The organism is Acinetobacter sp. WU_MDCI_Abxd143 (assembly GCF_025514195.1).
In the GTDB taxonomy this organism is placed as follows: Bacteria; Pseudomonadota; Gammaproteobacteria; order Pseudomonadales; family Moraxellaceae; genus Acinetobacter; species Acinetobacter pittii_H.
Map to the genome: position 1 here is coordinate 405,527 of NZ_JAHPTH010000001.1, position 26,683 is coordinate 432,209.

The following is a 26,683-nucleotide window of genomic DNA, read 5'->3' on the forward strand; positions in this document are numbered from 1 at the left end:
TTTGTGCTATAAAGAAAACATAAGATTTATTACTGAAGATGTTGAATATCAATGACTCATATAGCACTTGACCAATTAAAAACATTAACGACCGTTGTTGCCGACAGTAGTGACCTTGATGCAATTCGTAAATTCCGTCCATTAGACGCGACGACTAATCCTTCATTGATTACGGCAGCAGCAGAACAACCAGAAAGTAAAGAGCTCATTGAAGATGCTTATTATCAAGCCAAAGAAGAAGGCTATAGCAACGATGAGTTAATCGAAAGAACCATTGATATTTTAACCGTAAAATTTGGTGTAGAAATTTTAAAACTGATTGAAGGCCGAGTTTCAACAGAAGTTGATGCTGCTCTTTCATATGACACTGAAGCAACCATTCAAAAAGCACATGAATTATGTGAACTTTACAAAGGTTATGGGATTGATCAGTCACGTATTCTGATTAAAATTGCTTCGACTTGGGAAGGGATTCAAGCTGCTAAAGTGTTAGAAGCTGAAGGTATTGCTTGTAACCTCACCCTCCTTTTCGGTTTACATCAAGCTCAAGCATGTGCAGATGCAAAAGTAACTTTAATTTCGCCGTTTGTAGGCCGTATCTTAGATTGGTACAAAAAAGCTGAAGGTGTAGACGCTTACCCTATCGAAAAAGATCCAGGTGTGGTTTCAGTTAAGAAAATCTATACCTATTACAAACAACAAAACATTCCAACTCAAGTGATGGGTGCAAGCTTCCGTAGCATCGACCAAGTACTTGGTCTAGCTGGATGTGATTTGCTAACCATCTCGCCAAGCTTACTAACGCAGCTTGAGCAAGATACTCGTACAGTCGATGCAGCACTTGATGCCTCTCAAGCAAAACAAGCAGAAGCGATTGTTCGACCAGCTCAAGATGAACAAAGTTTTAAAGATGAACTTAACCATGACTTAATGGCATTCCAGCTTTTACAAGGCGGTGTTGATGGCTTTATCAAAGCACGTGACCAATTAAGCCTTTTGTTACGTCAGTCTTTTGGAATTGATGCGGAAATAAAATCTTAAAAAACTGCACTTTTCATACAAAATCACCGATTTTTGTTATCATGACAAAAATCGGTTTTTTATTGGGTTTCTCGTGTTCGGCATAACAGATTTAACAACATATATTATTGGTACATTCCTAATTGTGTTATTGCCCGGACCCAATTCTCTTTATGTGATGTCAATTGCTTCACGTTACGGCATTAAAACCGGATATATGGGTGCATTCGGTATTTTTACCGGTGACCTTATTTTAATGCTGTGTACAGTGCTTGGTGCTGCGTCTTTACTTAAAGCATTTCCATGGGTATTTGTCATTCTTAAATTAACAGGTGCACTTTATTTATCTTATTTAGGCTTTAAACTGTTACAAAGCAGTATTCAACGCTGGAAACAACGTAATCAAACTCAGCCAGAAATGGCCGATTTACCCGCTTTAGATAAAGTTCATCCTTATAAAACAGCACTCAGTATTAGTTTACTCAATCCTAAAGCGATTTTATTTTTCCTCTCTTTCTTTGTTCAATTTGTTGAACCAGATTATACTTATCCTGCTCTGAGCTTTTTAATTTTAGCAATTATTTTACAGATCATTAGCTTTAGTTATTTAACTGCATTAATCTTCTCTGGGATTAAACTCTCGGCATTTTTTAAAGAGAACCATAAAATTGCAGCAAGCGGAATCTTTTTAGTAGGAATTCTATTTTTCGGATTTGGTTTAAAACTAGCCACCTCTACGATTTAATTATTTTAATCTAATAACTTTTGCATTAGAAAGTTAAAACATCATGAACTGCTAAAAGTCCAGCATGCCATCTGTTTTAACTTCATTAAGTACAAAAAAAGTTCTGACTTGTCTTACTCCAGGTAAGGCAATAATCTTTTCACTATGAAATCGGTTAAACGCTGCTAAATCTTTAACACGAATTTTTAGAAAATAATCGACTTCTCCCGCCACGAGATAACACTCTAAAACATTTTCCAAATCACCCGAAGCTTGTTCAAATGCTTGAAAGCTATCAGGAGTTGAACGATCCAAAACTACACCGACTAACACCACCGTATCACGCTGCACCATGCTTGGATTGATCCGAGCACGAACATCCAAGATGGCCCCAATCTTAAAAAGGCGCTGAGTATGATTCCAACAAGATGATGTACTAATGCCCACAAGTTTTGCCAACTCAGCATTACTTAAACGTCCATTTTCTTGTAAAGCACGCATAATTTTCAGTTCAAGTGGCGTCAAATTTTCAGCTTGCTCTTCCATAAAATAATATCCCAAATTAATTATTAGTTATGAAATAAATAATAGCATTATTCAATATTTTAAAAATATTATTTCTTTTTTAGACTCAAAATAGAAAGCACCTTCTTAAAAAAAATTGTTAAATTCACCCCAACTGGAAGCCATGGCAGAAGCCTATAAACTTTTCTTGGATTTAGAACACGTATTATGCAAAAGATTCTTCAAGATTTTTCAATTCCGGCAGTATTTGCTGGCTTTATTACCTTTTTAATCGGTATTAGTGTTTCGGCCGTTTTAGTTATTCAAGCAGCTCAAATTTTAGGTGCTTCACCTGAACAAATTACCTCTTGGTTTTGGGCCTTAGGTCTAGGAATTGGCTTATCGGGACTCATTCTTTCTTGGAAATTTAAATATCCCGTAGCGACTTCTTGGTCAACCGCTGGTCTTGCTTTAATTATGGCAACAGGCAGTGGATATAGTTTAAATGAAGCGATTGGTGCTTTTTTAGTGGGTGGTTTACTCACTGCTATTTTAGGCTTTTCAGGTATTTTTCAAAAAGCTTTGTCATATATTCCTCAAAGTTTAACAAGTGCCATGCTTGCAGGGGTCTTACTCAAATTTGGTATATCACTTTTCGCAAGTTTACAAAATGATTGGGCATTTATTTTGTCCTTACTTAGCATTTATGTCATTACAAAAAGATTGTGGCCGCGTTACAGCATTGTATTTACCGCAATTGCAGGGATTGCCCTCTGCCCCGTTTTTTTAAAATTTCATATACCTACACTTCAGTGGTCTTTAGCAAAACCTGTTTGGATTAGTCCGGACTTTAGTTGGTCAGCACTGTTGGGCTTAGCTTTACCACTGTTTGTGATTAATATGGCCTCCCAATATTTACCGGGAATTGCCATGATCAAAAGTTATGGCTATAAACCACACGTTAACCAACTCATTGGCTGGACAGGTTTAACTCAAGCTTTGCTTGCCCCTTTTGGTTGTTACACCGTAAATATTGCTGCGATTAGTGCTGCGGTAAGCTTAGATGACCAAGTTCATCCTGACCCAAGCAAACGCTATATTGCGGGCATGAGCTGTGGTTTTTTCTACATCTTAATGGGCTTGTTTGCTGCCACACTCACAAGTTTATTGATGTCATTTCCTCACATTTTTATTGTAGCTTTGGCAGGCATCGCTTTACTGGGTACGATTAGCCACAACGTAGCAATTGCCTTTGCCCAAGTTGAAGAACGTGAAGCTGCATTATTTACGTTTTTATGTAGTGCTTCGGGTATCCAATTTTTCGGTATTGGTTCAGCATTTTGGGGATTAATTGTCGGTATCATTGTATTTGTAATACTTAAATTTAAAACCAAAAGAAACTAATAAAAAGCGTTCATAGCTCCCTATTTTCAATGCTATGAACGCTTTTGCTATAATTCTTATAGCTCTCTGACTACGACTGTTTTTGCCATTTTGTCATGCCAACCTTGTTTTTTAGCATCAAATGCAACCCAGAAAAGGCCAATGCCAAACACTAAAATTGATGGAATGTAGCCAATATAGCGAATAATGCTTTGCATGACTGTGAGCTTATTGCCTGTTTTTTCATCTAAAACTTTTAATCGCATTAAACGTTTGCCAGGTGTACCCGCAAAATACAACCAACATAAAACTGAATACAAGAAAGGAAATGCATAGTTCATAATAAGATCGAACAAATAATTTTGTGGCTGACTACTTAAGCCAGTAGCAAATACTAAGTCATAATCTCCCCGATAAAAAATCCATGCGGCTGGAATAATTGCTAAAAAAAGAATCAGACTATCAATAATCATTGCACCAAATCTTAACCAGAACCCTGCATACTCATACTTATAAGACATGCTCACCTCACTTTGTTATTGTTTAATAGATTAAAACGTTCTTACAATTTTACTTTTATCCTAAAGGAAACTTTTTTATTTTTAAATATTTAAATAAATTTAATCTTTTCTACTTTTACATTTTATTGTAATTATTTTGATCAAAATAAAACTTAATTTAATATTTTAAAACTGACACTTTTTATGTCAGTTATATTGAAATACTTTTTCTAGTTTAAGAAAATTAAATTAAAAATAAATATAATATTTATTTCCAAAATAAAATATCTAATTTAAATTCTTTTTTTAATAATAATGCTGAAAATAATAGACCCAATCCAATAACAATTAAAAAGATACTTAAATTGATTATTCCATAAATAACAGCTATAGCACCTAATATAGATAAAATATAGAATATAATTACACTGAATGTTGGCATTTCAATTTATTCCACTACTTAAAATAAAAGCAATTTATTCTATCGAGTTTATAAACGATTGCTGTTTTCAAATGTTGGTTACACTATTAATTTGTATCATCATACAATAATCATGTTATTAAACTTATTTAGTGTTACTTTACTTTAATAACTAGTGATGTAGATCACATAATTTTTAGCTAATTTCAAAATAATGTTTTTCAGTTACAAGTTTAATTTTTAGATTTTTATATAAACGTTCTTTTGAATTTTCAAGTGAAGGAACAACTTTTTCTGCAAATTTATCTTCAGTCATAAGTCTGGCATAAGTTTTGTAGCCAATGATTAATTTTTGGGGTTCTTTACCTGTTTGACGAAACTCTTCAATGAGCTTATTTACTTTCTTTGCTGTTAAATCTGCCATCTTCCTTTCTCTCCCCCTAAATTTACTATTTTGTTATACGGGTTCTATGTGACAGAAATATGAATAGTAATTTTTTGTAATTTTCATGTAATTATTAAAGATTTACTTCTTTAGTGTGTCCACCCGTTTACAGAAAACTAAAAAATTAAATCAAAATAATGATTTATATCATTTTTATTTAATTTCAATTACTTTCAATTGAATAGATGTCTCCAAAGAATGAAATATGTTAATCTTTAATTAATAAAAGCTTCATACATATAACAACTGTAAATAAGAGGAATAACATCATGAATTATCAACATATTATTGTACCAGTAGATGGTTCTGAAATTTCTTTAGCAGCAGCTAGACAGGCTGCTCACATTGCAAAGGCATTTGGTAGTAAATTGACTGCCATTAGTTTAGTTGCGGTAGACCCTTTTAGTGGCGTAGATTTTTATTACATCTCACCTGTTGTAAAAGATTATTTTGTTGAAGCTCGTGCCAATGCAGAAAAGACCCTCGCTAAAGTAAAAGCTTTATGTGCAGAAGAAGGTATTGATGCTGAGACTCAAATCATCCAGGGTGAAATTTCTTCGGATGGTATTTTGAAAGCTGTAGAAGACTTAGGTTCTGATTTGATTGTGATTGGTTCACATGGTCGTAAAGGCTTCCAAAAACTAATTTTAGGCAGTTTTGCTCAAGATGTTTTAAATAGCACTAAAATTCAAGTTTTAGTCGTAAAAGAGTAAATCTCTAGAAAGTCAAAAGCCCAATCTAATGATTGGGTTTTTTAACAGAATAACTTCTAGAAATTTTACACTGACCTAAAATCGCTATAGAATAGTTCATTATTCCCTCAAATTTCGTGAGTCACGCCAATGAAGTAAGTCTTTTTTCTCATCAATTTTTTCTTTTTTGATGTGCAAAATAGACTATTTTTGTGATTTACCGTCTCTATTAAAAAATTATCATTATCCTATTTTGTACATCCTGTATTTATGAGGTTTTTTATGACTCAGCAGGCATGTGTAATATCGCAAATTACCTTAGAGTTCCCTTCAAAGGTAATGTTTAAGCATCTAAATTTTAGTCTTGAATCGAATCAGCTATCTGCTCTAATTGGTCGTAATGGCCAAGGTAAATCTTTGCTTATGCAAATGTTAAATGAGACACTTGCAGCAGATTCAATTTTTATTTCTGGGCAAATATCTTGGCATGTAAAGCATTCGTATTTACCTCAATTACATCGTTTGGCAGCGCTGACCATTGCCGAAGCCTTAGATATCTTAGATATTTATCAGGCTTTTAAAAGAGTTGAACAAGGTGATGCTAGCTTTGAAGATTATGATTTATTGGAAGGTAAATGGGACCTACCCACTTTATGGAACAACCTCTTAGAGTCAGCTGGTCTACCAACAGATTTATATTTCCCAGTTAAAAATTTAAGTGAAGGCCAAAAAACCAAGTTGGCTTTAAGCTGTTTATTTTTAAAATTAGACCACTATCTATTACTTGATGAGCCTAGCAATCATCTAGATCAGGAATCTAGGCAATGGTTAATTAATCATTTGAAAAAACACCCAGCAGGTGGACTGATTATTAGCCATGATCGGACTTTATTAAATGAAGTAGACCATATTTATCATTTAAATGAACATGGACTACAGCACACCACAGGAAACTATGAAAAATTTTATGAACAATATCAAACCAATATTGCTGCTCTAGAGCAATCTATTCAACAAAACCAACGTGAAGTTAAACACATGAAGCAAAAGCAGCATGATGTATTAATGAAAGCTCAAAAACGTGAGCGTGCTGGTAATAAATTAAGAGAATCAAATTCTCAAGCCAAAATTTTGCTCGACTTTAAAAAGGAGCAAGCAGGCCAAAGTATTGCCGCTATACAGACTCAACATCAACGACAGATTTCGAACAGTCAAAATGAATTAAAAGACAAGAAAATACTTCTTGAAACTGTCAAACCTCAACAGTTTGTGTTCCCAACTTTTCAGAAGAAATCAGGTGAAATTCTTCGTATTAAAAAACTTAAACTGACTCATGGAACTCAAAAACCCATTAATCTAGCAGTACAAGCTGCTCAAAAAATTCACATAACTGGACAAAATGGAATTGGAAAGTCAACTTTGCTTAAAGCAATTTATGAACAGAACAAGCAGCCATGTGAAAGCATTCACTTATTTATAGAGTGCTTTTATCTGGACCAAAACTTTAGCTTTTTATGTGATGAAATGACGGTGATTGAAAATCTAATCCACATGAATAGTGAGCTTTCAGAAGTCGAGTGGCGGAATTTATTAGGTCAACTCCGAATCCGCGGTGATAAAGGTACACAACTACTGTCTCAGCTAAGTGGTGGGGAAAAACTAAAAGTAGCTTTATTGGCCCTTAGTCAGATAAAACCTACACCTGAACTTCTGTTATTAGATGAACCCGAAAATCACTTAGATATTGAATCTAGGGAGTTACTCGCTCATGCAATTCAGAGTTATGAGGGTGCTGTATTACTCATTTCACACGATCCCCTATTTGTAGAAAATTGCGGTATAAGTGAGTCATTTATATTAACCCAATAGCTTTTCAGACTATTGCAAATTTACTAGTTCTCATTTGAGAGCTAGTAAATTTTATCAATTCTTATTTTTTTACTTTATTTGAAAGTTCAAGGTCTAAATTATATTTCACAGTTTTATTTTTACGGGCACTATTACGCATTTGATAAACCTGAATAATATAATCACCATCGGCTGGTAAAATTAGCTCTCCTTTAAAACCTACTGTTGAGCCAATCAATAATGCTTTATCTTTACCGGGCTTTGTTCCGGGTGCAAAAATATTAACGTAAGCTAAATTACCAAGACTATTAATATCAAATTTTAAAATTTGTCCTTTTTTTGCATAAATTCTATATCGTACATCATCGTAACCCTGAAATTTTCCAGTTAAATTAGTATGCGGTGAACCTTGTAAAAAATTAACTTTTTGTTCAATGTTTTTTGCATAAATAGTAAATGAAGTCGTTGAGATTAATGTTGTTAAGAATAAAGTTTTAATGATTTTTTTCAATTTCCATCTCTCATCTCAAAATATTTTTAAATTATTATATTAAAAATAGTCTTATAGAATTTTACTTTATGTATGAGTTTAATAAGTAATAGTTGTTTTTTATAAATAGTAACAAGTAAGGTATCTCAAAAACTTAATATTATTAATTCTGAGATACCTTTTTTAAAACTTAGAATCGATATCCTACCCCTAAATAGGTAATCAACGGATCAATATCAACTTTGGTGGTTGCATGTATTAATCGAGTTCCCGTATTTTGATTGACTACATCAATTTGAGCTTTGTTGTTTAGTTTCGCATAAGATACAGAAGCAACTGTGTACCATGAGTCATTAAAATCATAGGTAAAACCAGCAGTAAAGATAGGTGCTATTGCATCATCTGTATCGACATTAACTACCATTTTTCCGCTCGACTCTTTTCGGTCTAAAGCCGCGCCTGCTTTGCCATCTAAGACATTTTGAATCATATGACCTGCCGAGACTAAATCAGAGTGAATTCCATCATTAAGTTTAATATCATTAAAATGGGCATACATTATGCCCGCTCCAATGTATGGTCTAAACTTATTTACCCCGCTTTTGCCAAACTGATATTGTGCTTCTATCGTGGGCGTCCACGCTCGAATAGATGCCGCTTTAGATTTATTTCCTAAGTTGGTAATAGGGATTGCTTGACCTAAGGCAAAGCCATCAGGGAAAAGATACTGAACTAGACCATGAGGAGACACTGCGTTTCCGCTTAGCGGTGCTAAGATTTCTCCTTTGCCTTTAACATCAACTTTAGGTGGAATACCGCCAATAAATTGTAAAGACACATTATCATTCAAATAATAGTTAAAGGTTAATCCCAATGTATCTACATCATCAACTTCTAGTCCCGCATCTTGCTGCTGCCAGCTTTCCAATCCCTCAATTCGGGCTGTACCAGCAACATCAGCTAGAATATTCCCATTACCGTCTGTAAGTTGTTCTTGGATTTCGGGTTGAGCTAAAAACTCTGTAAGGGATTCTTTTAAATTCCAAACCCCTCCTCCCATATCAGTCATAGTAGCATTGGGATCAATTGAGTTTAAAAAGCTTGTTGTTGAAATAGTACCGACTTTAGCTGTGGTTCCATTTTTAATAGCGGTATTAATATTAAACGGATTAGCTTTACCTTGTGGCATTACATGTAACCAACCAGCAGACACAGAGAATCTTTTAAATTCCTGCGCATAACTCATGCTTGTGATTACAGATAATGAGCTCAATATTGCTATTTTTATTACTCTTTTTTTCATTTTTATTCCATCCTAGAAATATATATTGCTGCTTTTGCAATATATGTATGGAATATAGCCAAGTTGCCTTTTTTATCAATCAGTATATTTTTTAAACGATATTAATTTAGATAAATCTATCAATATATCCAATTAATTATATGAAATAGTTATCTAATTTTTCTGACGAATGACATAAGTAAAATTAAAAATAATTTAACGAATGGTAAAATAAATAAAAATAAGTAGGCTATATAGGCTAGCTATCGTGACTGAATTATTTAAATTAGAATCTAGCTAGATATTTAATTTTCCTTCATAGATATTTCAACAAAAACCAATGAAGCGAACTGATCTAACTGTTAAACCCTATAGCTAATCAACAAATCTGGAAGAATTTTTAATGAATATTATTATTTGTGATGAGCAAGACAAAGATATTGAAGCAATAGAAAAACTAACCAAAGCAGCTTTTCAAAATGCTGAGCATACGAGTCATACCGAACATTTTATTGTTAATAGTCTAAGAACTCACGGACAACTTACAGTCTCCCTAGTTGCAACTGAAGATAGCGCTATTGTTGGACATGTGGCTATTTCTCCAGTTCAAATAAGTTCAGGAGAAACGGGGTGGTACGGTTTAGGCCCTATTTCCGTTCATCCAAATAAACAGGGGCTGGGTATTGGTACTCTTCTGATGAATAAATCACTAGAAAAATTAAAAAACTTAGGTGCAAAAGGATGTGTTTTATTAGGAGATCCCAACTATTACAGCCGATTTGGTTTTAAAAATTATCCTGAGCTGATCTTGCCTGATGTACCGAGTGAGTATTTTCTAGCTCTAACTTTCTCCGGCAATATTCCAAAAGCGCATGTCACATACCATGAGGCGTTTAATGCGACAAAATAATAGAAAGTTATTGTCTTTAAAAAAAACTCCTAAAAGTAGGAGTTTTCTTTTTAATTAATCTGAACACAATTTAGGCAAATTAAATTGTTTTATTTAACTCGCTCAATCTGAAAAACTTCAATATCGGTAGGTTTAACTCTATGCTTATCTACCTCTCCAACCACACGGACTTTATCCCCTGCTTTTAACTGTAGAGGCTTCCATAAGTCATCGTCGATATCAATTATGATTGAACCGGTTGCATCTTTGAGCTCAAAATGATCACCAGCAATATGCTTTACAATGGTCCCTGTTAAAGTTACCCCAGCTTCATCAGCCAAAGTTTTGATTTTAGATACTGTGACTACATTTTTTGTCGCTTCTTTTAATAAAGCAGCATCTGGTTTAGCCATCACAGCATTACTACCTAATAAAGCACATCCAGCCAATGCTGTTAAAAGTATTTTTTTCATTACAATTACCTGTTTTTTAATAGTCTTAGATATATAAACAAATTCTTTTAAAGTTATAGATCTAGCTTTTGTGGTTTTTTGTATCTTACTAGAGGTGTTGTTTAAAAAAAATATTAATTAAAACATGGAATAATTTTATGAGTTCTCGGGTTAAAACTATTTTCACTTAAGCTTTTGTGTCCAATTTACTCAAGAAAAAGTTTCCATAAGTAAATTGAACGCATAAAAAAATCAATTAATTTTTAAACAACAAGCTGTTCTAATTCCATTAAAACATTCATGGCTTCTTTCTCGTCTTCTGTTTGCATAACAATTACTCTGTCATAGGAAATGCCACCAATCTCAATATAAATTTTCGGGTGTGGAAGCTGAGGAATATAGACTTTTAGCGGCTGATAAAGAGCAAGAAGATAACCAAATGAATCATAAGGATAATAGTTATCTTTTACTGACTTTTTTATCACGACATAATGGTTCAATATATTTAAAATAAAACCATAATCATTTTCAGAGTGAAATTTAGCATCCATACCCACCTCCTTGATTCATTTATATTTTTATAATCAAATTTAAAGGTTAAATTTCTGAACTGATGATATTTAAACAAGTTATTTTAAATATAGAGTTCTATTTAAAATAATGAGTTTCGAATTTAAATATATTTAAAACCAAGTGTACTAGTCAACATATTTTGAACAGTGCCATTAAAAATAATTTTTTTGAGTTATAAATCACACTTTAGGATAAGAATAAAAGATATAAAAAAACCCATCTTACGATGGGCTTTAGAGTTTTAACGAGGTTATGAATCCTTATCCATTGAATGAGGAGTCGTGGTTTTATCTTGCTGATTTGTATCGTTTTCACCTTGGCAAGCGCTCACACTTAAAGCAATAAAAGCAGCTAAACCTAAGGATGCTATAATTTTTGTCATGTTTCACCTCATGAATTGTTTAGATTAATGAGTTAATAAATACTTTTTATTAGTTTTACGATCAGCATAGGTTTCTAGGCTTTTTTGTAGATTTAACGCAAAAATGTAAAGCTATTTAGTCCTAACTTAAATTTAAAAACAAAATGTCCAAACAAATATAAGTAGTTCCCCAAAATGTTAAAATCAAACATTAACCGAATGCCGGAGTGTTTTGATGAGTAAGTCATATAAGTGATCTACAGCTTTTGACTCTAAAGATGCCCTACTGCGATAGACAGCGGCTTCCATCGGTTCTAAAGGTCCAAGGCCATGATCGGCCCCCAATATCGTTAAATGCTCAGGTGCACTACACTGTGTGAACACGGCAATTGCTAAACCACTTTCAACTGCTGCAATTTGGCCTGCTAAGCTTGAACTGTTATATACCACACGATAACGGCGTCCTTGTAATGCTAAGGAATTAATCGCACTCTTTTTGGCTTGGCTGGTACTTTCATAAACTGCAATTGGAAGCGGGTCTTCTCGCCAAAGCTCAAACTGTGGAGAGCCTACCCACACCATCGGTTCATGAAATAAAAGTGTGCCTTGACGAGCGTTATCTCTTGAAATTAATGCCAAGTCTATATCCCCACTTTCTACCCGCGGTATTAACGAAGTAGATTGCTCACAGATTAACTCGATTTCAACTCCTCCGTAACGTGGCGCAAAACGCTTCAGTACGGGTGTTAAATATTTCGCTGCATAATCATCGGGCACCCCAAGACGTATACGCCCTTTCAGTTCGTCTCCGTGAAATGCCATTTGAGCTTCAGCATGCAAGTCAAGAATACGACGTGCATAACCTAAAAGTAGCTGCCCTTGCGACGTTAATTCAATTTGTCGATGTGTTCGTATTAAAAGTTGGCAATGTAGCGCTTCTTCAAGTTTTTTTAGTTGCATGCTAACAGCAGACTGTGAACGGTATAACTCAGGTGCTGCATTCGATAGCGAGCCTGTATCTACGACGGTGACAAAACACTTTAACCAATCGATCTGTAGGTTTTTTAAATTCATGAGGATTTATCTATTCGATTTTCAAATAGTATATAAAAGAATTATGCGCTTTTCTTTATTTGTTGTCTCTCTCATACTGAAATTAGAAGAAGTTATCCATGAATTGCTTAATGACTAAATAAACCTTTAATCACTGTACCTGCAAATAATTTTATCACTTCGTATTTCTTAGATATTACGCACTAGGAGGAGGTTTTATGCGCCTAAATAAACAGTTACTCGCATCACAAAGTGCGACATTTATTTTTGTTTTACTTTGGGGAAGTGCCGCGATTTTTACTCGATGGGGACTCGATAATGCCTCACCCATAGCTTTATTAATTCTAAGATTTTCTATCGCTTTGATTGTTCTGTTGTTACTTGCGGTTTTCAGAAAAAGGTTCTTACCCAAGCACGGAACTCGAAAGCAAGTTTTATTAACTGGTCTCCTCATGATTGCAGGTTATTCAATCTGTTATTTTAAAGCGATGGCTCACGGGGTTACTCCTGGTTTAATGGCAACAATCATGGGAATACAGCCAATCTTGACACTTTGTCTTCTAGAAAAGAATTTACAAAAAGAAAGATTATTAGGGCTATTAATTGCTTTAGCCGGACTCATCCTTTTAGTGTGGAAAAGCCTGACTATGTTTTTTATCGCTCCAACCGGCATATTCTTTGCCTTGGCTGCACTGATCTGTATAACGTTTGGCGCCATCATGCAAAAGAATATTCAACAAGCTCCAACTGATATCTTACCGCTCCAATATGTAGTCAGTCTTGTCGTTTGCTTATTTATAGTTCCGTTTGAACATTTTGAAATAACGTGGAATTCACAACTCATTATTTCGGTATTATTTCTAGGAATTTTAATTTCTGTAGTTGCTCAACTTTTACTTTACCGACTTCTAAGTCAGGGCAATATTGTAAATGTTACAAGCCTGTTTTATTTAGTCCCTGTCGTTACTGCAATTTTAGATTTTCTAATTTTGAAAAATAAGTTGCCACTGGCAGGTTTAATCGGAATGATGGCAATTTTAGTAGGCTTAATGCTTGTATTTAAAAAGAAATAATTCATTTAAAATTTAGTCTAAAACCCTCGTGTGAGGGCTTTAGAAGAATTAAAAACTAGTCTAAATTTTTCCAATCTTTGCCGATTTGAGCGAGTGCGGGAAGTTCATCACTGTTAAACACATTAGAATTGCGATCAATAGCAAATCGATAGATGGGTACAGAATCAGCTTCTATTTTTTTATAGAAGCTAAAATTTTCAGTAATATGATAATTGCCGGCTTCCGTAGATTTTACGCCCGCTCCTGATGGAATATGGATATAACTTTCACATTCCACTTCAACATTATTTCCATCAAGATCTTGGTAGGAAAATTTCATATTCTCATCCTTTTTAAATTTTTATGATTGAGAAAAACTTAACATGCTATCTGACAAGATTATGGAAACTTTTTTCAACTAATTGTTTAAGTGTGTATATTTAGTTAAAACCAAAAAAATTATTTAAGATAAAAAACCGATTTCAAATACTGCTGCTCTATCTCACAATCCCAATATTTTAAAGGCCCGCTCATCCAGTTCTTTAAGTTCCTCAAGTGTATATAACCGCCCTTCTGGATCAAAAAACTTATCAAAGTCGAATTCCCCTTCTTTATATAGTTGATACCTTTTAGGTCCTAGCCACTCTTTTTGAAAGAAATCGTCTGTTAGTTTAAAAAATTCTTTAAAAGATGTATTTGCATCTAATTGACCAGTTAATTGTTCACGTTCAATCTTAGGAATATCCTTAAATTTTCTTTCATCCATAATGAAAGCTCGGCTGCCAACGAGCTGACCATCTCCATGTGTTGGAATTAAAATACTACGGCAATGAGGATGTAGAGGGGGAACTTTCTTTGTAGGATCATTGATGGTCCAGACACTGCTATCAAGTGCAGCACATACTTTGGATGTTCTTCCATCAAGGACACTTACAAATCTGACATATTCAAACTTTAACTGTTTATAGCTATTTAAATAGGCCTGATTGGATATATGGCTTCGAATTGTACGTACAGTTCGTTCAATATCCGCCTTTGTGCTATTTAATAGTCCATCTTCATATTTAAGGCGTTTGGTGCCGTGAATCCTTTGAATAATTTGTTGATTTGTGGCTCCAGTATTAAGGCCATCCCGAATTGCATACTCGACACGTTGACGCGCCACCTCAACAATTTTCAAGAGCAACTCATCTACCAATGCGCCACCTGCTAAAGGAACACGTTTCGCAGCTTTATAAAGCTGTTCACCTTTTACCTCTTTATGTTTACCACCAAAAATTTTTGACATATATCTGGCTTCATAGACAGCCAATGCCACAGCAGAGACGGTAAACGTATCAATGAGTGCATCATTCGTTACATTAAACCATTGAGAAATTAGTGCACGTATCTCTTTTAATGGAACTGTTGAGTAAAGCCCGCCTGCTAGCGCTGTTTTTTCCTTCTCATTTAGTCCATCTAACAAATTACTTAACTTGGTAAGCATGCTAACCGTTTCGGAGTTAAATAAATTAAGAAGCTCATTGACCGATCTTGAGGATGCTCGATATAGATAAGCCTGATGTTGTGTTAGAACATCAAAAAGTGATTTCTGGTGAAGATTAACCATAAAAATTACCTCTACAGAAGTGCCTTTTTTGTTATTTTCTATTTGCCCGTCTTACCTTACTTATTCGTTATTTATTAATATTTTCAGTATCTCTAGAAGAAGTTATGACTAACAAGTGTAGCTACGTAAAGTTATTTAGCTAACAGCTCATCCTTGTAATTTATGTCTTTATAAAATTGTCTAATGTCTAGACTAAATAGAGTCTTTCATACTGAGTAATACAGCATTACTCGGAATATTTTTAAGTATTTTCTTTTGTTGTTTTCGCCATTCTTTATGAAATTTTTTATCAGATTGTTCGGAGAAACTTTCTCTATGCTTCTGACAATCAGTATCTTCTAAATTTGTTGATTGTATACATGGCCAATTGTTTAATTGAGGTGTCAAAACCGCATTACTCATCAATGAGAGTTCTTCTAATCTAATCAAATTCATATTTACTTCCTTGCTTACATCCGCCCTGATTCTTCAAAATGTTCATTCCAAATGTTATTTGAACCATTTAAAGACCACTATTTTTCCTTCTCAAAGCCAATCTAATCGGGGCCTACACACAAATACCACACCCTCAAAAATGCAAAGTGCAATTTTTGTGTCTTGGTTTACTATTGATGTAACTTGCTATATGCCTCAATAAATTAAGTACAAATAGAATAAGAAAACCATTTAAAGGTTTTCTTCTCTGCTCCCTTAAATTCAGTTATACTGTTCTTAGTATGAGATGAGCCTTATATAGTTCATTGGTAGATCAATGAATGACTAAGCCCTTCGCTTTCGAGCAAGGGCTTTTTTAATGCTTATAATTTGGAAAAATTACTTTTATCTGACTCAGCAATTCAAGCCTCGGTTTGCCTTTACTGAACAGGTCTGTTAGATTGGTCTTGTTCATCAACTCCTATTGTCGATGAATACTGAAGCCTGATTCGTAGCATCAGGCTTTTTTTATGCCTAATTTTATATAAAGACTGGAATAGCTTTTTTGATATAAACCCTATAAAAAATTTATGAAGCGAGAAATAATTTCTTTTCCATGGCACGCCGTCTCACCAATCCCGGTAAACGCTTACCTGCTGCATTTACCCATACATCAAACTGATTTGCAGCCTCTTTGTAATTACCTGAATTTAATTTTTTTAGTAAGGTCGAGTTTTTAAAAGCACCCGTCCCAATGTTGTAGGTTAGAGAGACTAATGCATCGAATTGATTTTGCTTTAAAGGAACTTTTACAGCACCATTGACTGCACGTTCAAAAATTTTTAAATCATGCTGCATATATGCTTTGGCCTGCTCAAGAGTACATGTGTCACCTTTTTGAACGCTCGAACCATTTGGGTATCTGGTTGTGCCATAACCGATACTCCACACGCCTACTCCGTCGTCATAAGCGTTGAATCTTAGTCCTTCAAAATTACAAATATGGTTTACCCCTTCCCGACTAAGAGACATCTCATCAACGGCGAAACCAACTTCTTGAGTGCCATTATCAGTTGCTGTAGCAATGAGACTATTATTAGCATCACTTGACCGAGACATAGCAGTAAAAAACTTGCGAAGATAATCCAATATTTTTTGCATTTAATTCCCAATCATCTTACGTTTTCTAAAAAGATATAGCCGCACAACTCTAGTCTCAATGCTTAACTCTCAATTTTTAAGTCATTAATGGTAGAACAATTCTAGTATTAATATTTCTTTAAAATACTCTGAAAATTAAAATGCCCAATATGAATTGGGCTATAGGTTATTCTTCAACTTCTATCGGATCACCATCTTCAGGTCGAATATGCCGTTCACCATCATCGGCTGGATCGACACTAGAGCCATCTTTAGTAATGGTGTTATATAACTCATCCTCTTTTTTATCATCGATAAATTCTTCATCTGCAAAATCAAGAGGTTCTTCATCATCGTCAAAATTTAAGGGTTTTTCTTCATCAATCATGAAATTTATCCTTTACTTAACTTGTGTTATTCCATGCTTAAATAATTGAAAGATACATTCAACCCTAAACATTCATCATTTGTGTAACAGACACTTTAAGATACATTTGCTTAAAAAAACCGCCATAATAGGCGGTTTGTAAATTTTACATATTTTTAAGAGGGTAATTTATTATTTTTAAGGTAATCATCTGATTTAAAATAATTAACAATCATTTCTGCATTTTCTTCTTTTTCAGGCAAAGTAGTAACTGGAATACTTTCACTTCCCAGACTAAAACCTTGAGGCACTAACTGTGAAATTGGTGGAAATTTGGGTTTTCCACCCTCAGTAATCCTTTCAATAAATCCCGCTAACCATAAAATAAATTCCCCTTCATTTTCAAATTTAGGTATAAGACTAAAATCAATTTTTACTGAGCATTGCTCAGAAGGCTTGGTTAAACAGTCTTCAAAATTAATAAAGTTATACTTTAATTTAAATTCAGTCCCTTTTATGGTATTACGAATAAGACCGACCAAACAATTTAAGTTCTCTATCATGTCATCAGAAAACAAGTTGTCATTTTTAATTTTTTTATAAATCTTATCCGCTATAGCTAGATATTTTGGCATCATAACCTCCTATCTTCTTATGAGTATATTCATATACTTTTTTAATCTATTATTTTTTTATGTAATATAGGGTAAAACTCATAAACCGAATGTAAAAAGTATAGGTGCTTTGCAAGTTAACAATAGAACCAATCACACAATCAATAATAAAATGCAAAATAAATCACATTAATTCTTATATAAAAAGTCTTTTTTGAAAAATTTACTTTCAATCTTTGCTATAAATTATTAATAATTTAAATTAAAGCTTACCTTACCTATTTAAAATATAAAGGGAATCTTATAATAAAGTTTATTCAATAAAATTTATTAATTTTTATTATTTTCCAGATGATTCAAAATACTACTAATTTTTAGAATAGATAACCAAACAACAGTCCATTAAATATAATAAAAAGACCTATAGTGACCATTTCTATGGACCATATTTGAATAATATCTAAATTATCATTTCTTGTTTCGACTTGCCCATATGACAAAATAAAGGCTATTCCTAAAACAATTCCAAATAAAATTATGCACCACGCTACAACTCTGGTGGCTTTACTCTCATTATGAGATTTCATTACTTCACTCATATTTTTCTAGATACTTTTATGGATTTACTTATTTTTATAATGATTTTTTCTCTTTTAAAGTTTTGTTTATGTTACCTTTTGATAGCAATGTAATTAATTTTTATATTTTTTTAATTTATAGATAAAATGTCTTATTTTATAACTACACTGAAATGTTAGATTTCTACTTTTGAATTTAGCTCTCAAAGGTCACTTCAACGCTGCTAAACTCTCATATATCAATACTATAAAGAACCCAAGAGCAGATATAATTTCTCTCAAAAATTATAATATGCTCTTAGTGTTTGAGCATAACCCATTTATTTTGCTTGAAATTTCATATTGAATTTTCTTGCTTGCTTTCTTGCATCAGGATGAGAAGGTAAAACAAATGGACTTGCACGCCATATCGCTTTCTCAATACTTGTTTTAAATTTTTGCTCCTCTTTATCTAAAAAGATAATTTGCTCAATTTCGCCACTATCTGTTAAAAAGACTTTTACACTTGCACTCATGCCTGTAGAAGACTTTGGAATATCCCATATTTTATAAATTTTCTTTTGATATTGTTTTTTATATTTCTCAGCTTCTGAAGTAATCTTAGTATCAGTCACTTGAACTGGAGCAGCCTGTTTATGGCCAGTAGTACACCCAACTAATAAAAATAAAGAAGCAATAATAGTAAAATTTTTCATATAAAGTACCTTTTTTCAATAACTAAAATTTAACAGTTTAAAATTTAAAAAACTACCTAAAGATGATGTCTATTATTCATTATCTTGAATCAGCAAAGGTGTTAAGCCACCTTTGCTCCGCCCTTTTTTTAGTTAATATTTTATTATTCTTTAAAAAGGAACTTCATAACGGAAATTTAGATTCGAATTTTCTGATATATTTATATTATAGACATCTTGATCAGTAAAAATCCCGTGTTCAGGTGTTTTAAAACTATTAAAAGCTTTATTCTCTGGAACTATTGGAGGTTTATTCAAATAATTTTCTTGAGAGTTATATGTCGATGAGGCACAACCAACTAGCCCAAAACCTAATAAAGAAATAATTAAAAATGTCTTCATAAATTCCGCCCACTTTTATAAAAACCAAAAAATCTAACAAATTAGATAATGATTGTCACACCAGAATAGTTTAGATTTACTTAACAATTAAGCACTTACAATTCTTTTAAAAAAATAAATTATTGATATATAAATATTAAATTAGATAATAGAGAAGCACTTTGATTTAAAAGTTTTTTTGATTTTAATCTTAATATCTATCTGAAGTCATCAATAACGCTTTATATACAGCACTATATATCCCTTGGTTATTTACCAATTGATCATTTGGTCTAAAAAACGGCCCCAAAATTTCAAATTTTAGTGTTATAATACAGAGATTTACTCAATTTCAATTGGACTCCAAAAGAAATGAATAGATTTTTATTAACTTTTTTATTTTTAAATATTGGGCTTTTTTCTTCTTCCGTATTTGCTGAAACAAACACCTTTCAAACGAAACAAGAATATAACCGCCATAAATTTAATCAGCATAAAAGCATGCTTGAAGTGAATACAAACTCTCAAGAGAGTAAGGTGAATGAACAACAAAATGTAGATTTTTTTGAAATCGCTAAACAATATCAAGAAAAAGAAACCGAGCCTACTTCGTTTACTGATAACACAGTGAATATGAGTGCTCATGAACGCAGTCTTTACTACCTTAGAAATCATGATAATGTGGGTATTCAAAGAGAAATTCGTGACCAACAATTTAGATCGCTCAAACAACAGCGAGATAAAGGGGTAATTTCTAATGATGCCTATAAAGAAAAAGTCTATAAAATTTTAGACAAACCTAATTTTAGATAGATTCAAAGCCCTCTTTGGAGGGCTTTTTAAATATTACTTTGCAGCTTGTGGGGTATTTCTAAAACTAATCGCCATACGGTTATATGCATTCATCAAACTAATGGCTATCGTCAAATCAACCAGTTCTTTTTCTTCAAATACAGAATGAGCAAGTTGATAAACATCATCAGGTACTCCTGTCGTAGACACTTTAGTCACTGACTCTGCCCAAGCTAGAGCTGCTCTTTCTCTTTCATCAAAGAGATGACCACCCTCTTGCCAAGCCTGAACTAAAGCGAGTTTCTCAATTGCTACGCCTTTCTTGATTAAGTCTCTGGTATGCATATCCAAACAATATGCACAGTTATTAATCTGCGATATTCGTAGATAAACCAATTCAACTAATTCTGTTGGTAAACCGCTTTGCATCACATAGCTATACACACCACCTAGAGCTTTAACACCTGCTGGAGCGACCTGATTATAATCAATACGTTGAACCATAATAGACACCTATTCACTTTCAATTATTTTACTGGGGTAACTAATTCTTTATCGTCAGTATCAACAACAAATACTGCTAATAGCTTTGCTGGTTTAGTCTTACTTACATTACGACTAATAGAATGAACCGCTCCCGGCTCTTCAAACCAACTCTGACCTGCCTGATAAATTTTTGGCTTCTCATTATTCACTTTAGACTCAATACTGCCCTCCACTACATAGGCATATATAAAAGATGACTTCGCATGAGTATGAGGAATTGAGGCCCCGCCTGGTGGGTAATCGACTTCTAAAGCAATAAGAGACTTGCCCGGTATATTAGGAATTTTGTGTTCAAAATTAGGTGTAACTTTTTCAACTAATTCATGTGCCATAGAGGGAGTAATACTCGCAAGCATTAGAGCTAAACTTAAAAAGAATCTGTTTTTGATCATTTCCATTTCAAATTAAACCTACACATAGTTAGGGAGTTGTTTTTATTTTATAGATCCGTAGTATAAATTCATGAACCAAAAATGTACTAAAAGGCTGTACCACGAATGTACCCACAGCTAAAAATTAATTTAGATCGCCAATTAAAGACACCTTTAGCAGAACAAATACGCCTTGGGATTGAACAAGCCATTATTTCTGAAACTCTACAACAAGGCGATCGTTTGCCGTCATGGATAGATTTGGCTAGTCAACTTGGTGTCTCTAGAGGTACTGTAAAAGTTGCATATGAAAGACTTGCTGATGGTCAATTTATTGTTGCATCTAGATCACAAGGTACACGGGTTGCCTACCAAGCAGTTAAGCCAATCGCTACTCAAGAAGGTCATAAAAACAGTTCGTTTACACAGATGTATTTAGATATGACATCTGTGCAGGGAATTTTTCAATTAGGCATTCCCGCAAAGGAAATTTTTCCTGCAAAGTTATTTGCAAAAATCAGATCTAAATCTGTGCGTAATGAATCGAGTGGATGGCCCAATTATCCTGACCCGCGAGGTGAATATGGCCTTCGCCGAGAAATTGCTGCTTATTTGGCTTTATCAAGAGGAATTCAATGTACTCCTGATCAAGTATTTATTACTTCAGGTTTTTCGGGTGGGCTTGGTCTTACATTACATGTTTTAGGATTAACAGGAAAAAAAGCATGGGTTGAAGATCCCGGTTTTCCTTTTTCTAAACATGCCCTTGAAGTGGGAAGAATGGAGATATGCCCAATTCCCGTCGATCAAGATGGGATCGACGTAGAGTTAGCAATGAAAAATGCGCCTCATGCTTCTCTTGCATTAGTTACGCCTGGACAGCAAGCACCTTTAGGCATGTCCCTTTCTTTAACTAGACGATTAAAATTACTGGATTGGGCTAACCAAAATAAAAGCTGGATTATTGAAGATGATTATTTAGGAGAATTACAATTAGATGGCCGAGCAGCACCCGCTTTATTTTCATTAGATACGACAGGAAGAGTTATTCACTTAGGAAGCTTTAGCAAAACAATCAGCCCCAAATTAAGGATTGGATTTGCAGTTGTGCCTTTTCATATGATTAATCACTTTGCAGAAACGACAGCCACTTTAGTGCCCGCTCCATCTCCATCTCTACAACTTTCGATTCAAGAGTTTATGCATGAAGGTCATTTTTTAAGACATTTAAGACGGACAAAAAGAACTTATAGTGCTCAGCGAGATGAATTAATAAAGTGTTTAAAACAATTTAATCTACAAACCTCTACCGCAGGTTTATCAGTTCTTATTAACTTACCTTGTACTTTATCTGATCAAAAAATTGCTCATGAAGCATTGGCTTTTAATCTGGCTCCTGTTCCATTATCACTCTGGTATCAAGACCCTAAAAGTGCTGTTTCAGGTTTAATGTTAGGTGTTGCCACCACACCTATATCAAAAGTAAATCAGTCATGTGAAAAGTTAATAGAGATCATCGAACAAAATAAAGCTCTGCCATAAGCGTCTTTAAATTTGTTTTGAAAAATAAATAACTTTTTTCAAACTACTTTTATTCATATTAATTCATACGCTAAATTATCTATTTTCAAAGTTTTATTGACAAAGAATTGTCCTCTAACTTTTTTGATTACTTTCAGGTATTTTTACTTTTTATCTTAATACTTTTTATACCAAATGGTTTACAATTAAGACTAATATCATTGGTTTTCAAATAGATTTTTTTACCTGCGTCTAAAAAAGCCTTAGTAATCAATTTAAATGTAAAGAAGCCATTAGCAGAGGAACTAAATGGATTATCATCAAGCGTTAATGGAAACGGGTTTATCAGCTACACCTTCGCGAGTTGCTATTTTTCGTTTTTTACATGAGAACGATAAGGGAATAACTGCAGAAGAAATATACCTACTATCTCAAAAGAAAAATTTAAAAATTAGTCTAGCCACGACATATCGTACTTTAGCGGAACTCGAACATAGAAAATTAATTAAAAGAGTTGTTTTGGGTAAAAGTAATAGAGGGATTTATAGACCAGCCTCTAATAAAATTAGTTTAAATCTTATTAATACCAAAACTGGAAAATCTCATCCTTTTGAATATGATGAAAAAGTAGAAGAACTACTAGAATGCTTGTTGAAAAAAATTGATGAAAAAGCGTTAAATATTGAAGTAAATATTTATAAGTAGCCTATAAATAATCTACGCTACTTAATTACTCGCCTTGTTATTTAAACCTCAGCCCACTTACGAATTAAGTTGTGATAAGTATTGGTTAAGTTCAAAACTTCTTTATGATCATCACCTAATTGCATACGTAAGTTTTGAATAGTTTGGTCTAGATTAAATAACATATGTCGCTCTGCATCATCACGAATCATGCTCTGAACCCAGAAAAAAGACGCTATACGACAGCCTGAAGTAATAGCGGTGACTTCGTGTAGACTGGTAGATGGATACAAAATCATATCACCAGCAGGTAATTTAATCTCATGATATCCATACGTATCTTCAATTACGAGTTCCCCACCTTCATACTCTTCTGGCTCACTTAAAAAAACCGTACACGATAAATCTGTTCTTAAACGCTGATTACTACCACGTATTAGGCGTATTGAATTATCTACATGAAAACCAAAAGACTCATGATTTTCATAGCGATTAAATAAAGGCGGTATGATATCTAATGGAAGTGCAGCAGATAGAAATAATGGATGTTTTCCTAAAGCATCAAGAATGATATTGCTCAGTTGATGAGTTAGAGGATCTTCTTCAGGCAATTGCTGATTATGTTTTACTGTAGCTGAAAGTGTACCAGCAGTGACTTTTCCATTAACCCATTCTGCTTTGTCCATTTCTTGACGGAAAAACTGGACTTGGTCTTTAGTAAGTACATTAGGAATATGGTGAATCACGGCGATACCTTTAAAAATAGCTTTAATTAATAAAATAGCCTCATATTGAGGCTATTTTAGATTACTTATTTAAACTAATAAATTTTTAAACTTATTAGTATTTAAAGTTAACTGATAATACTGCACTACGGCCTTCTGCTTCAGTTGCATAGTGTGAAGCATATGCTTTAGTAAAGTAACGCTTATCAGAAAGGTTATTTAAGTTAAGTTGCAAGTTAACATTCTTGTTAACATCATAACGAGCCATCGCGTCATATCGAACATATGAAGGAACCCATTTTGTATTAGCTGCATCACCATATACTTTGTCAGCATAGAAAGCGCCAGCACCCACAGTAACTTGAGGCAATACTTTATATGTAGTCCATAAAGTTGCAGAGTTTTTAGGTACGTTTGGAAGTTGCTTACCTTTAGCTGCATTTTCTGGATTACATACTCCAGCACGACTACAACTTGGCCCTGGATCAGTATTTTCACTATCTAAGTAGGTGTAACCTGCGCTCACAGCCCATTTATCAGTGATATTTCCGTTTGCTGAAAGTTCAATACCGTCAACTTTACTATCGCCGCCATTCGTATAATGGCTTGAGTCAACTTGAATACGTGTATTTTGTTTCTCTGTACGGAAAATGGCAGCAGTTAAATTAAGTTTTTCGTTTAGAACGTTCCACTTTGTACCCAATTCAATGGTTTGGCTTTCTTCTGGTTTAAGGTCCATATAAGCTTGACCGATTGACTCAGAACCATCACCGCCATCAACACCTACAGGGTTAGCAGAAGTTGCATAACTTGCATAAATACTACCATTTTCAGTAGGTTTGAAAGTTACGCCTGCATTATAAGTAACAAAATCTTTATTACTCTCGATTTTAGCGCCAGTGGCATTTGTAACCTGTTCGGTATCAAACTTATCCCAACGAACACCTAAATCAAGTAACCATTGAGGATTAAACTCAATATTATCTAATAAATAGACAGAAGTATTTTTTGTAGTCGTTGTCGTAGTTGCTTTATTGGCGATACGACCACCTAACCACGCATCTTTAGAATTAGGATTAGTTAATGAAGTACACCACGCATCATTAATAGCACAGTCACTATTAAAACCGCCCGTTGTAGAACCTACATACCCCGGATATGTTGTCGTGTAGCTACCTTTATCTGACTCTTGATCACTGTATTCTGCACCGACATTAAAGCTATGCTTGATAGCTCCAGTATTAAACTTACCTCTTAAAGATAATTGATCGGTGAAAATATTAGTGTCAGTAATTCGAGAGTTAATACGGCGCCAAACTTTACCGTTTGCTACATTACCTTTTGAATCATCTGGCTGAGTCCAAAGGTAATCATTTTTTGATTTGCTGTAGAGTACGGTGTTAGCAAGAGTAAGATTTTCATTTAAATCATGCTCTACTTTAAAAGTACCAATATGATTTTCTTGTTTTTGGAAATCACGGCCTTTTAAACCATAGTAAATACCTTGTTTAACATCAACAGGTTTACCAATAGTTGCCTTCTTAGTCGTATCGTAATTATATGGAACACCTGAATCTGGAGTGTCATCAGATCTTAAGTAGTAATAACTTAAAGTTGCACGTGTTGGTGTATCCAATCCAAATGTAATGCTAGGTGCGATACCTACTCGCTTGTATTCAGCGCCATCGCTTTGACCCGCTTTTTCATTTTTATGCCCCATAAGAACAACGCGAGCAGCAGTACCATTACCGAAGTCTTTATTACCATCTAATGTGATACGTTGATAATTATCGGTACCTGCTTGTACAGAGCCTTCTAAAAAGTCACCTTTTTCAGCAACTTTAGAAATCATATTGATGCTACCGCCAACAGAACCTGCACCACCCATAGAAGAAGCAGACCCCTTAGTCACTTCAACTTGCTCGATAGCAAACATTTCACGGTTTTGTGAAGATGAGTTACGAATACCATCAACGTACATCGAACTTTCTGAATTGTAACCACGAATAAATGGTCGATCTCCATTCGGGTTACCGCCTTCTCCTGCACCTAAGGTAATGCCTGGTACAGTACGAAGTGCGTCGCTTAATGTATTTACTTTGGTATCTTCAATAAGTTGTTTTGAAATTACTGAAACTGATTTTGGTGTATTTAATAGAGGTGCTACAAATTTAGAGTTAGCCGATTTATCAACTTTAAGGCTCTGTGCAACTTCTGCATCTGCTTGAACATGAATTAATGGAAGCGCTACAGAATTTTCCTGAGCAGCCATTGCAGTTGTAGCTACAATTGATAATGATGAAGCTATTGCTGATTTAGCAATCTTCTTGCGAGACTTAATAAATTCCATATATATTTTGTGTGTTCATGTAAATATTAGCGCGAATAATAATGATTATTGATTATTAAAACAATAATTTAATATAAAAATCCTATAACAAATGTTCAATAAAAATTAATAATTCTTTGATTTTAATTAAAAATATTTATGAAATTATTTTAAATTTCACACAAATAGCCTTTAAACTCAACTTATTACCTGTTTATCTACATTAAGTTTGTAATAGTGTACTTTTGA

At 33.8% G+C, this 26,683-nt stretch carries 32 protein-coding genes and 2 pseudogenes; 10 read left to right on the forward strand and 24 right to left on the reverse strand.

All coding sequences use genetic code 11. From position 1 onward, the window contains the following. Positions 1-51: 51 nt before the first annotated feature. Together tal and leuE are read left to right on the forward strand one after the other, a co-directional pair. Complete coding sequence (tal, locus tag KTI79_RS01870; RefSeq protein ID WP_086376108.1) at positions 52-1,041, forward strand: transaldolase; 990 nt, start codon at positions 52-54, stop codon at positions 1,039-1,041. Positions 1,042-1,114: 73 nt separating this feature from the next. Continuing rightward, on the forward strand, positions 1,115-1,765 hold the full coding sequence (leuE, locus tag KTI79_RS01875) for a leucine efflux protein LeuE (RefSeq protein ID WP_032054030.1): 651 nt from the start codon (positions 1,115-1,117) through the stop codon (positions 1,763-1,765). A gap of 51 nt (positions 1,766-1,816) precedes the next feature. Here the strand turns inward: leuE and KTI79_RS01880 are convergent, their stop codons facing one another. Further along, complete coding sequence (locus KTI79_RS01880; protein ID WP_032054031.1) at positions 1,817-2,290, reverse strand: Lrp/AsnC family transcriptional regulator; 474 nt, start codon at positions 2,288-2,290, stop codon at positions 1,817-1,819. Positions 2,291-2,476: 186 nt separating this feature from the next. Between KTI79_RS01880 and KTI79_RS01885 the strand changes: the two genes are divergently transcribed. Next, a complete protein-coding gene (locus KTI79_RS01885) occupies positions 2,477-3,652 on the forward strand; it encodes a benzoate/H(+) symporter BenE family transporter (protein WP_032054032.1) in 1,176 nt (391 codons plus the stop codon). A gap of 56 nt (positions 3,653-3,708) precedes the next feature. Here KTI79_RS01885 and KTI79_RS01890 read toward each other — a convergent pair whose 3' ends face one another. The 3 genes from KTI79_RS01890 to KTI79_RS01900 form a co-directional block, all read right to left on the reverse strand. Beyond that, complete coding sequence (locus tag KTI79_RS01890; protein ID WP_032054033.1) at positions 3,709-4,152, reverse strand: RDD family protein; 444 nt, start codon at positions 4,150-4,152, stop codon at positions 3,709-3,711. Between the two features lie 247 nt (positions 4,153-4,399). After that, positions 4,400-4,573: a hypothetical protein gene (locus tag KTI79_RS01895; protein WP_032054034.1), complete on the reverse strand. Its 174-nt coding sequence runs from the start codon at positions 4,571-4,573 to the stop codon at positions 4,400-4,402. A 175-nt stretch (positions 4,574-4,748) separates the two neighbouring features. Then, the gene (locus KTI79_RS01900; protein WP_032054035.1) at positions 4,749-4,976 is read right to left on the reverse strand and encodes a hypothetical protein; all 228 of its coding nucleotides are present in this window, start codon (positions 4,974-4,976) and stop codon (positions 4,749-4,751) included. 290 nt (positions 4,977-5,266) lie between these two features. Here KTI79_RS01900 and KTI79_RS01905 point away from each other — a divergent pair, with 290 nt between their 5' ends. Together KTI79_RS01905 and KTI79_RS01910 are read left to right on the forward strand one after the other, a co-directional pair. Then, entirely contained in the window at positions 5,267-5,710 is a 444-nt protein-coding gene (locus tag KTI79_RS01905) for a universal stress protein (RefSeq protein ID WP_002115225.1), read from the forward strand. Between the two features lie 261 nt (positions 5,711-5,971). Continuing rightward, positions 5,972-7,558 carry an ATP-binding cassette domain-containing protein gene (locus tag KTI79_RS01910; protein WP_032054036.1) on the forward strand — a complete coding sequence of 529 codons (1,587 nt, stop codon included), beginning with the start codon at positions 5,972-5,974 and terminating at the stop codon, positions 7,556-7,558. A 61-nt stretch (positions 7,559-7,619) separates the two neighbouring features. Here KTI79_RS01910 and KTI79_RS01915 read toward each other — a convergent pair whose 3' ends face one another. The 3 genes and pseudogenes from KTI79_RS01915 to KTI79_RS01925 form a co-directional block, all read right to left on the reverse strand. Next, complete coding sequence (locus KTI79_RS01915) at positions 7,620-8,048, reverse strand: hypothetical protein (protein ID WP_032054037.1); 429 nt, start codon at positions 8,046-8,048, stop codon at positions 7,620-7,622. A 26-nt stretch (positions 8,049-8,074) separates the two neighbouring features. Then, positions 8,075-8,173, reverse strand: a pseudogene (locus KTI79_RS01920) (hypothetical protein); the annotation flags it as partial. Between the two features lie 44 nt (positions 8,174-8,217). Next, a complete protein-coding gene (locus tag KTI79_RS01925) occupies positions 8,218-9,330 on the reverse strand; it encodes an OmpW/AlkL family protein (RefSeq protein ID WP_086376109.1) in 1,113 nt (370 codons plus the stop codon). 382 nt (positions 9,331-9,712) lie between these two features. On the opposite strand from KTI79_RS01925, the gene KTI79_RS01930 reads away from it, so the two are divergent. Then, positions 9,713-10,219, forward strand: coding sequence for a GNAT family N-acetyltransferase (locus tag KTI79_RS01930; RefSeq protein WP_032054039.1), 507 nt, complete (start codon positions 9,713-9,715; stop codon positions 10,217-10,219). 89 nt (positions 10,220-10,308) lie between these two features. On the opposite strand, the gene KTI79_RS01935 is transcribed toward KTI79_RS01930, so the two are convergent. The 4 genes from KTI79_RS01935 to KTI79_RS01950 all read right to left on the reverse strand — a co-directional run bounded on the left by KTI79_RS01935 (position 10,309) and on the right by KTI79_RS01950 (position 12,658). After that, entirely contained in the window at positions 10,309-10,671 is a 363-nt protein-coding gene (locus KTI79_RS01935) for a NirD/YgiW/YdeI family stress tolerance protein (RefSeq protein ID WP_032054040.1), read from the reverse strand. 242 nt (positions 10,672-10,913) lie between these two features. Beyond that, complete coding sequence (locus KTI79_RS01940; protein ID WP_032054041.1) at positions 10,914-11,201, reverse strand: hypothetical protein; 288 nt, start codon at positions 11,199-11,201, stop codon at positions 10,914-10,916. Positions 11,202-11,473: 272 nt separating this feature from the next. Then, positions 11,474-11,605: a hypothetical protein gene (locus KTI79_RS01945; protein WP_032054042.1), complete on the reverse strand. Its 132-nt coding sequence runs from the start codon at positions 11,603-11,605 to the stop codon at positions 11,474-11,476. Positions 11,606-11,788: 183 nt separating this feature from the next. Then, the gene (locus KTI79_RS01950; RefSeq protein ID WP_016140648.1) at positions 11,789-12,658 is read right to left on the reverse strand and encodes a LysR family transcriptional regulator; all 870 of its coding nucleotides are present in this window, start codon (positions 12,656-12,658) and stop codon (positions 11,789-11,791) included. Positions 12,659-12,855: 197 nt separating this feature from the next. On the opposite strand from KTI79_RS01950, the gene KTI79_RS01955 reads away from it, so the two are divergent. Then, the gene (locus tag KTI79_RS01955) at positions 12,856-13,710 is read left to right on the forward strand and encodes a DMT family transporter (protein ID WP_032054043.1); all 855 of its coding nucleotides are present in this window, start codon (positions 12,856-12,858) and stop codon (positions 13,708-13,710) included. Between the two features lie 55 nt (positions 13,711-13,765). Here the strand turns inward: KTI79_RS01955 and KTI79_RS01960 are convergent, their stop codons facing one another. The 9 genes and pseudogenes from KTI79_RS01960 to KTI79_RS02000 all read right to left on the reverse strand — a co-directional run bounded on the left by KTI79_RS01960 (position 13,766) and on the right by KTI79_RS02000 (position 19,487). Continuing rightward, positions 13,766-14,029, reverse strand: coding sequence for a hypothetical protein (locus tag KTI79_RS01960; RefSeq protein WP_032054044.1), 264 nt, complete (start codon positions 14,027-14,029; stop codon positions 13,766-13,768). A 162-nt stretch (positions 14,030-14,191) separates the two neighbouring features. Then, the gene (locus tag KTI79_RS01965) at positions 14,192-15,298 is read right to left on the reverse strand and encodes a minor capsid protein (protein ID WP_086376110.1); all 1,107 of its coding nucleotides are present in this window, start codon (positions 15,296-15,298) and stop codon (positions 14,192-14,194) included. Positions 15,299-15,490: 192 nt separating this feature from the next. Next, positions 15,491-15,733, reverse strand: a complete 243-nt coding sequence (locus KTI79_RS01970; protein WP_032054046.1) for a hypothetical protein — start codon at positions 15,731-15,733, stop codon at positions 15,491-15,493. Between the two features lie 567 nt (positions 15,734-16,300). Next, positions 16,301-16,873, reverse strand: a complete 573-nt coding sequence (locus KTI79_RS01975) for a lysozyme (RefSeq protein ID WP_032054047.1) — start codon at positions 16,871-16,873, stop codon at positions 16,301-16,303. A 166-nt stretch (positions 16,874-17,039) separates the two neighbouring features. Beyond that, entirely contained in the window at positions 17,040-17,240 is a 201-nt protein-coding gene (locus KTI79_RS01980) for a hypothetical protein (protein ID WP_005073749.1), read from the reverse strand. Positions 17,241-17,395: 155 nt separating this feature from the next. Beyond that, on the reverse strand, positions 17,396-17,854 hold the full coding sequence (locus KTI79_RS01985) for a hypothetical protein (RefSeq protein WP_032054048.1): 459 nt from the start codon (positions 17,852-17,854) through the stop codon (positions 17,396-17,398). Positions 17,855-18,163: 309 nt separating this feature from the next. Then, positions 18,164-18,432 (reverse strand): annotated as a pseudogene (locus KTI79_RS01990) (hypothetical protein). A 299-nt stretch (positions 18,433-18,731) separates the two neighbouring features. Next, entirely contained in the window at positions 18,732-19,106 is a 375-nt protein-coding gene (locus KTI79_RS01995; protein ID WP_032054049.1) for a TonB C-terminal domain-containing protein, read from the reverse strand. Positions 19,107-19,256: 150 nt separating this feature from the next. Continuing rightward, complete coding sequence (locus KTI79_RS02000; RefSeq protein ID WP_032054050.1) at positions 19,257-19,487, reverse strand: hypothetical protein; 231 nt, start codon at positions 19,485-19,487, stop codon at positions 19,257-19,259. A gap of 351 nt (positions 19,488-19,838) precedes the next feature. Between KTI79_RS02000 and KTI79_RS02005 the strand changes: the two genes are divergently transcribed. Continuing rightward, a complete protein-coding gene (locus KTI79_RS02005; RefSeq protein WP_032054051.1) occupies positions 19,839-20,279 on the forward strand; it encodes a hypothetical protein in 441 nt (146 codons plus the stop codon). 33 nt (positions 20,280-20,312) lie between these two features. On the opposite strand, the gene KTI79_RS02010 is transcribed toward KTI79_RS02005, so the two are convergent. Together KTI79_RS02010 and KTI79_RS02015 are read right to left on the reverse strand one after the other, a co-directional pair. Further along, on the reverse strand, positions 20,313-20,762 hold the full coding sequence (locus KTI79_RS02010) for a carboxymuconolactone decarboxylase family protein (protein WP_032054052.1): 450 nt from the start codon (positions 20,760-20,762) through the stop codon (positions 20,313-20,315). Between the two features lie 23 nt (positions 20,763-20,785). After that, positions 20,786-21,196, reverse strand: coding sequence for a cupin domain-containing protein (locus KTI79_RS02015; protein ID WP_228132443.1), 411 nt, complete (start codon positions 21,194-21,196; stop codon positions 20,786-20,788). A 105-nt stretch (positions 21,197-21,301) separates the two neighbouring features. Between KTI79_RS02015 and KTI79_RS02020 the strand changes: the two genes are divergently transcribed. Both KTI79_RS02020 and KTI79_RS02025 read left to right on the forward strand, forming a co-directional pair. Then, a complete protein-coding gene (locus KTI79_RS02020) occupies positions 21,302-22,717 on the forward strand; it encodes a PLP-dependent aminotransferase family protein (protein WP_032054054.1) in 1,416 nt (471 codons plus the stop codon). 288 nt (positions 22,718-23,005) lie between these two features. Beyond that, complete coding sequence (locus KTI79_RS02025) at positions 23,006-23,401, forward strand: Fur family transcriptional regulator (RefSeq protein ID WP_005073733.1); 396 nt, start codon at positions 23,006-23,008, stop codon at positions 23,399-23,401. 41 nt (positions 23,402-23,442) lie between these two features. On the opposite strand, the gene KTI79_RS02030 is transcribed toward KTI79_RS02025, so the two are convergent. Continuing rightward, positions 23,443-24,126: a Fe2+-dependent dioxygenase gene (locus tag KTI79_RS02030; RefSeq protein WP_032054055.1), complete on the reverse strand. Its 684-nt coding sequence runs from the start codon at positions 24,124-24,126 to the stop codon at positions 23,443-23,445. Positions 24,127-24,220: 94 nt separating this feature from the next. Further along, on the reverse strand, positions 24,221-26,455 hold the full coding sequence (locus tag KTI79_RS02035; RefSeq protein ID WP_032054056.1) for a TonB-dependent receptor: 2,235 nt from the start codon (positions 26,453-26,455) through the stop codon (positions 24,221-24,223). Positions 26,456-26,683 lie beyond the last annotated feature (228 nt).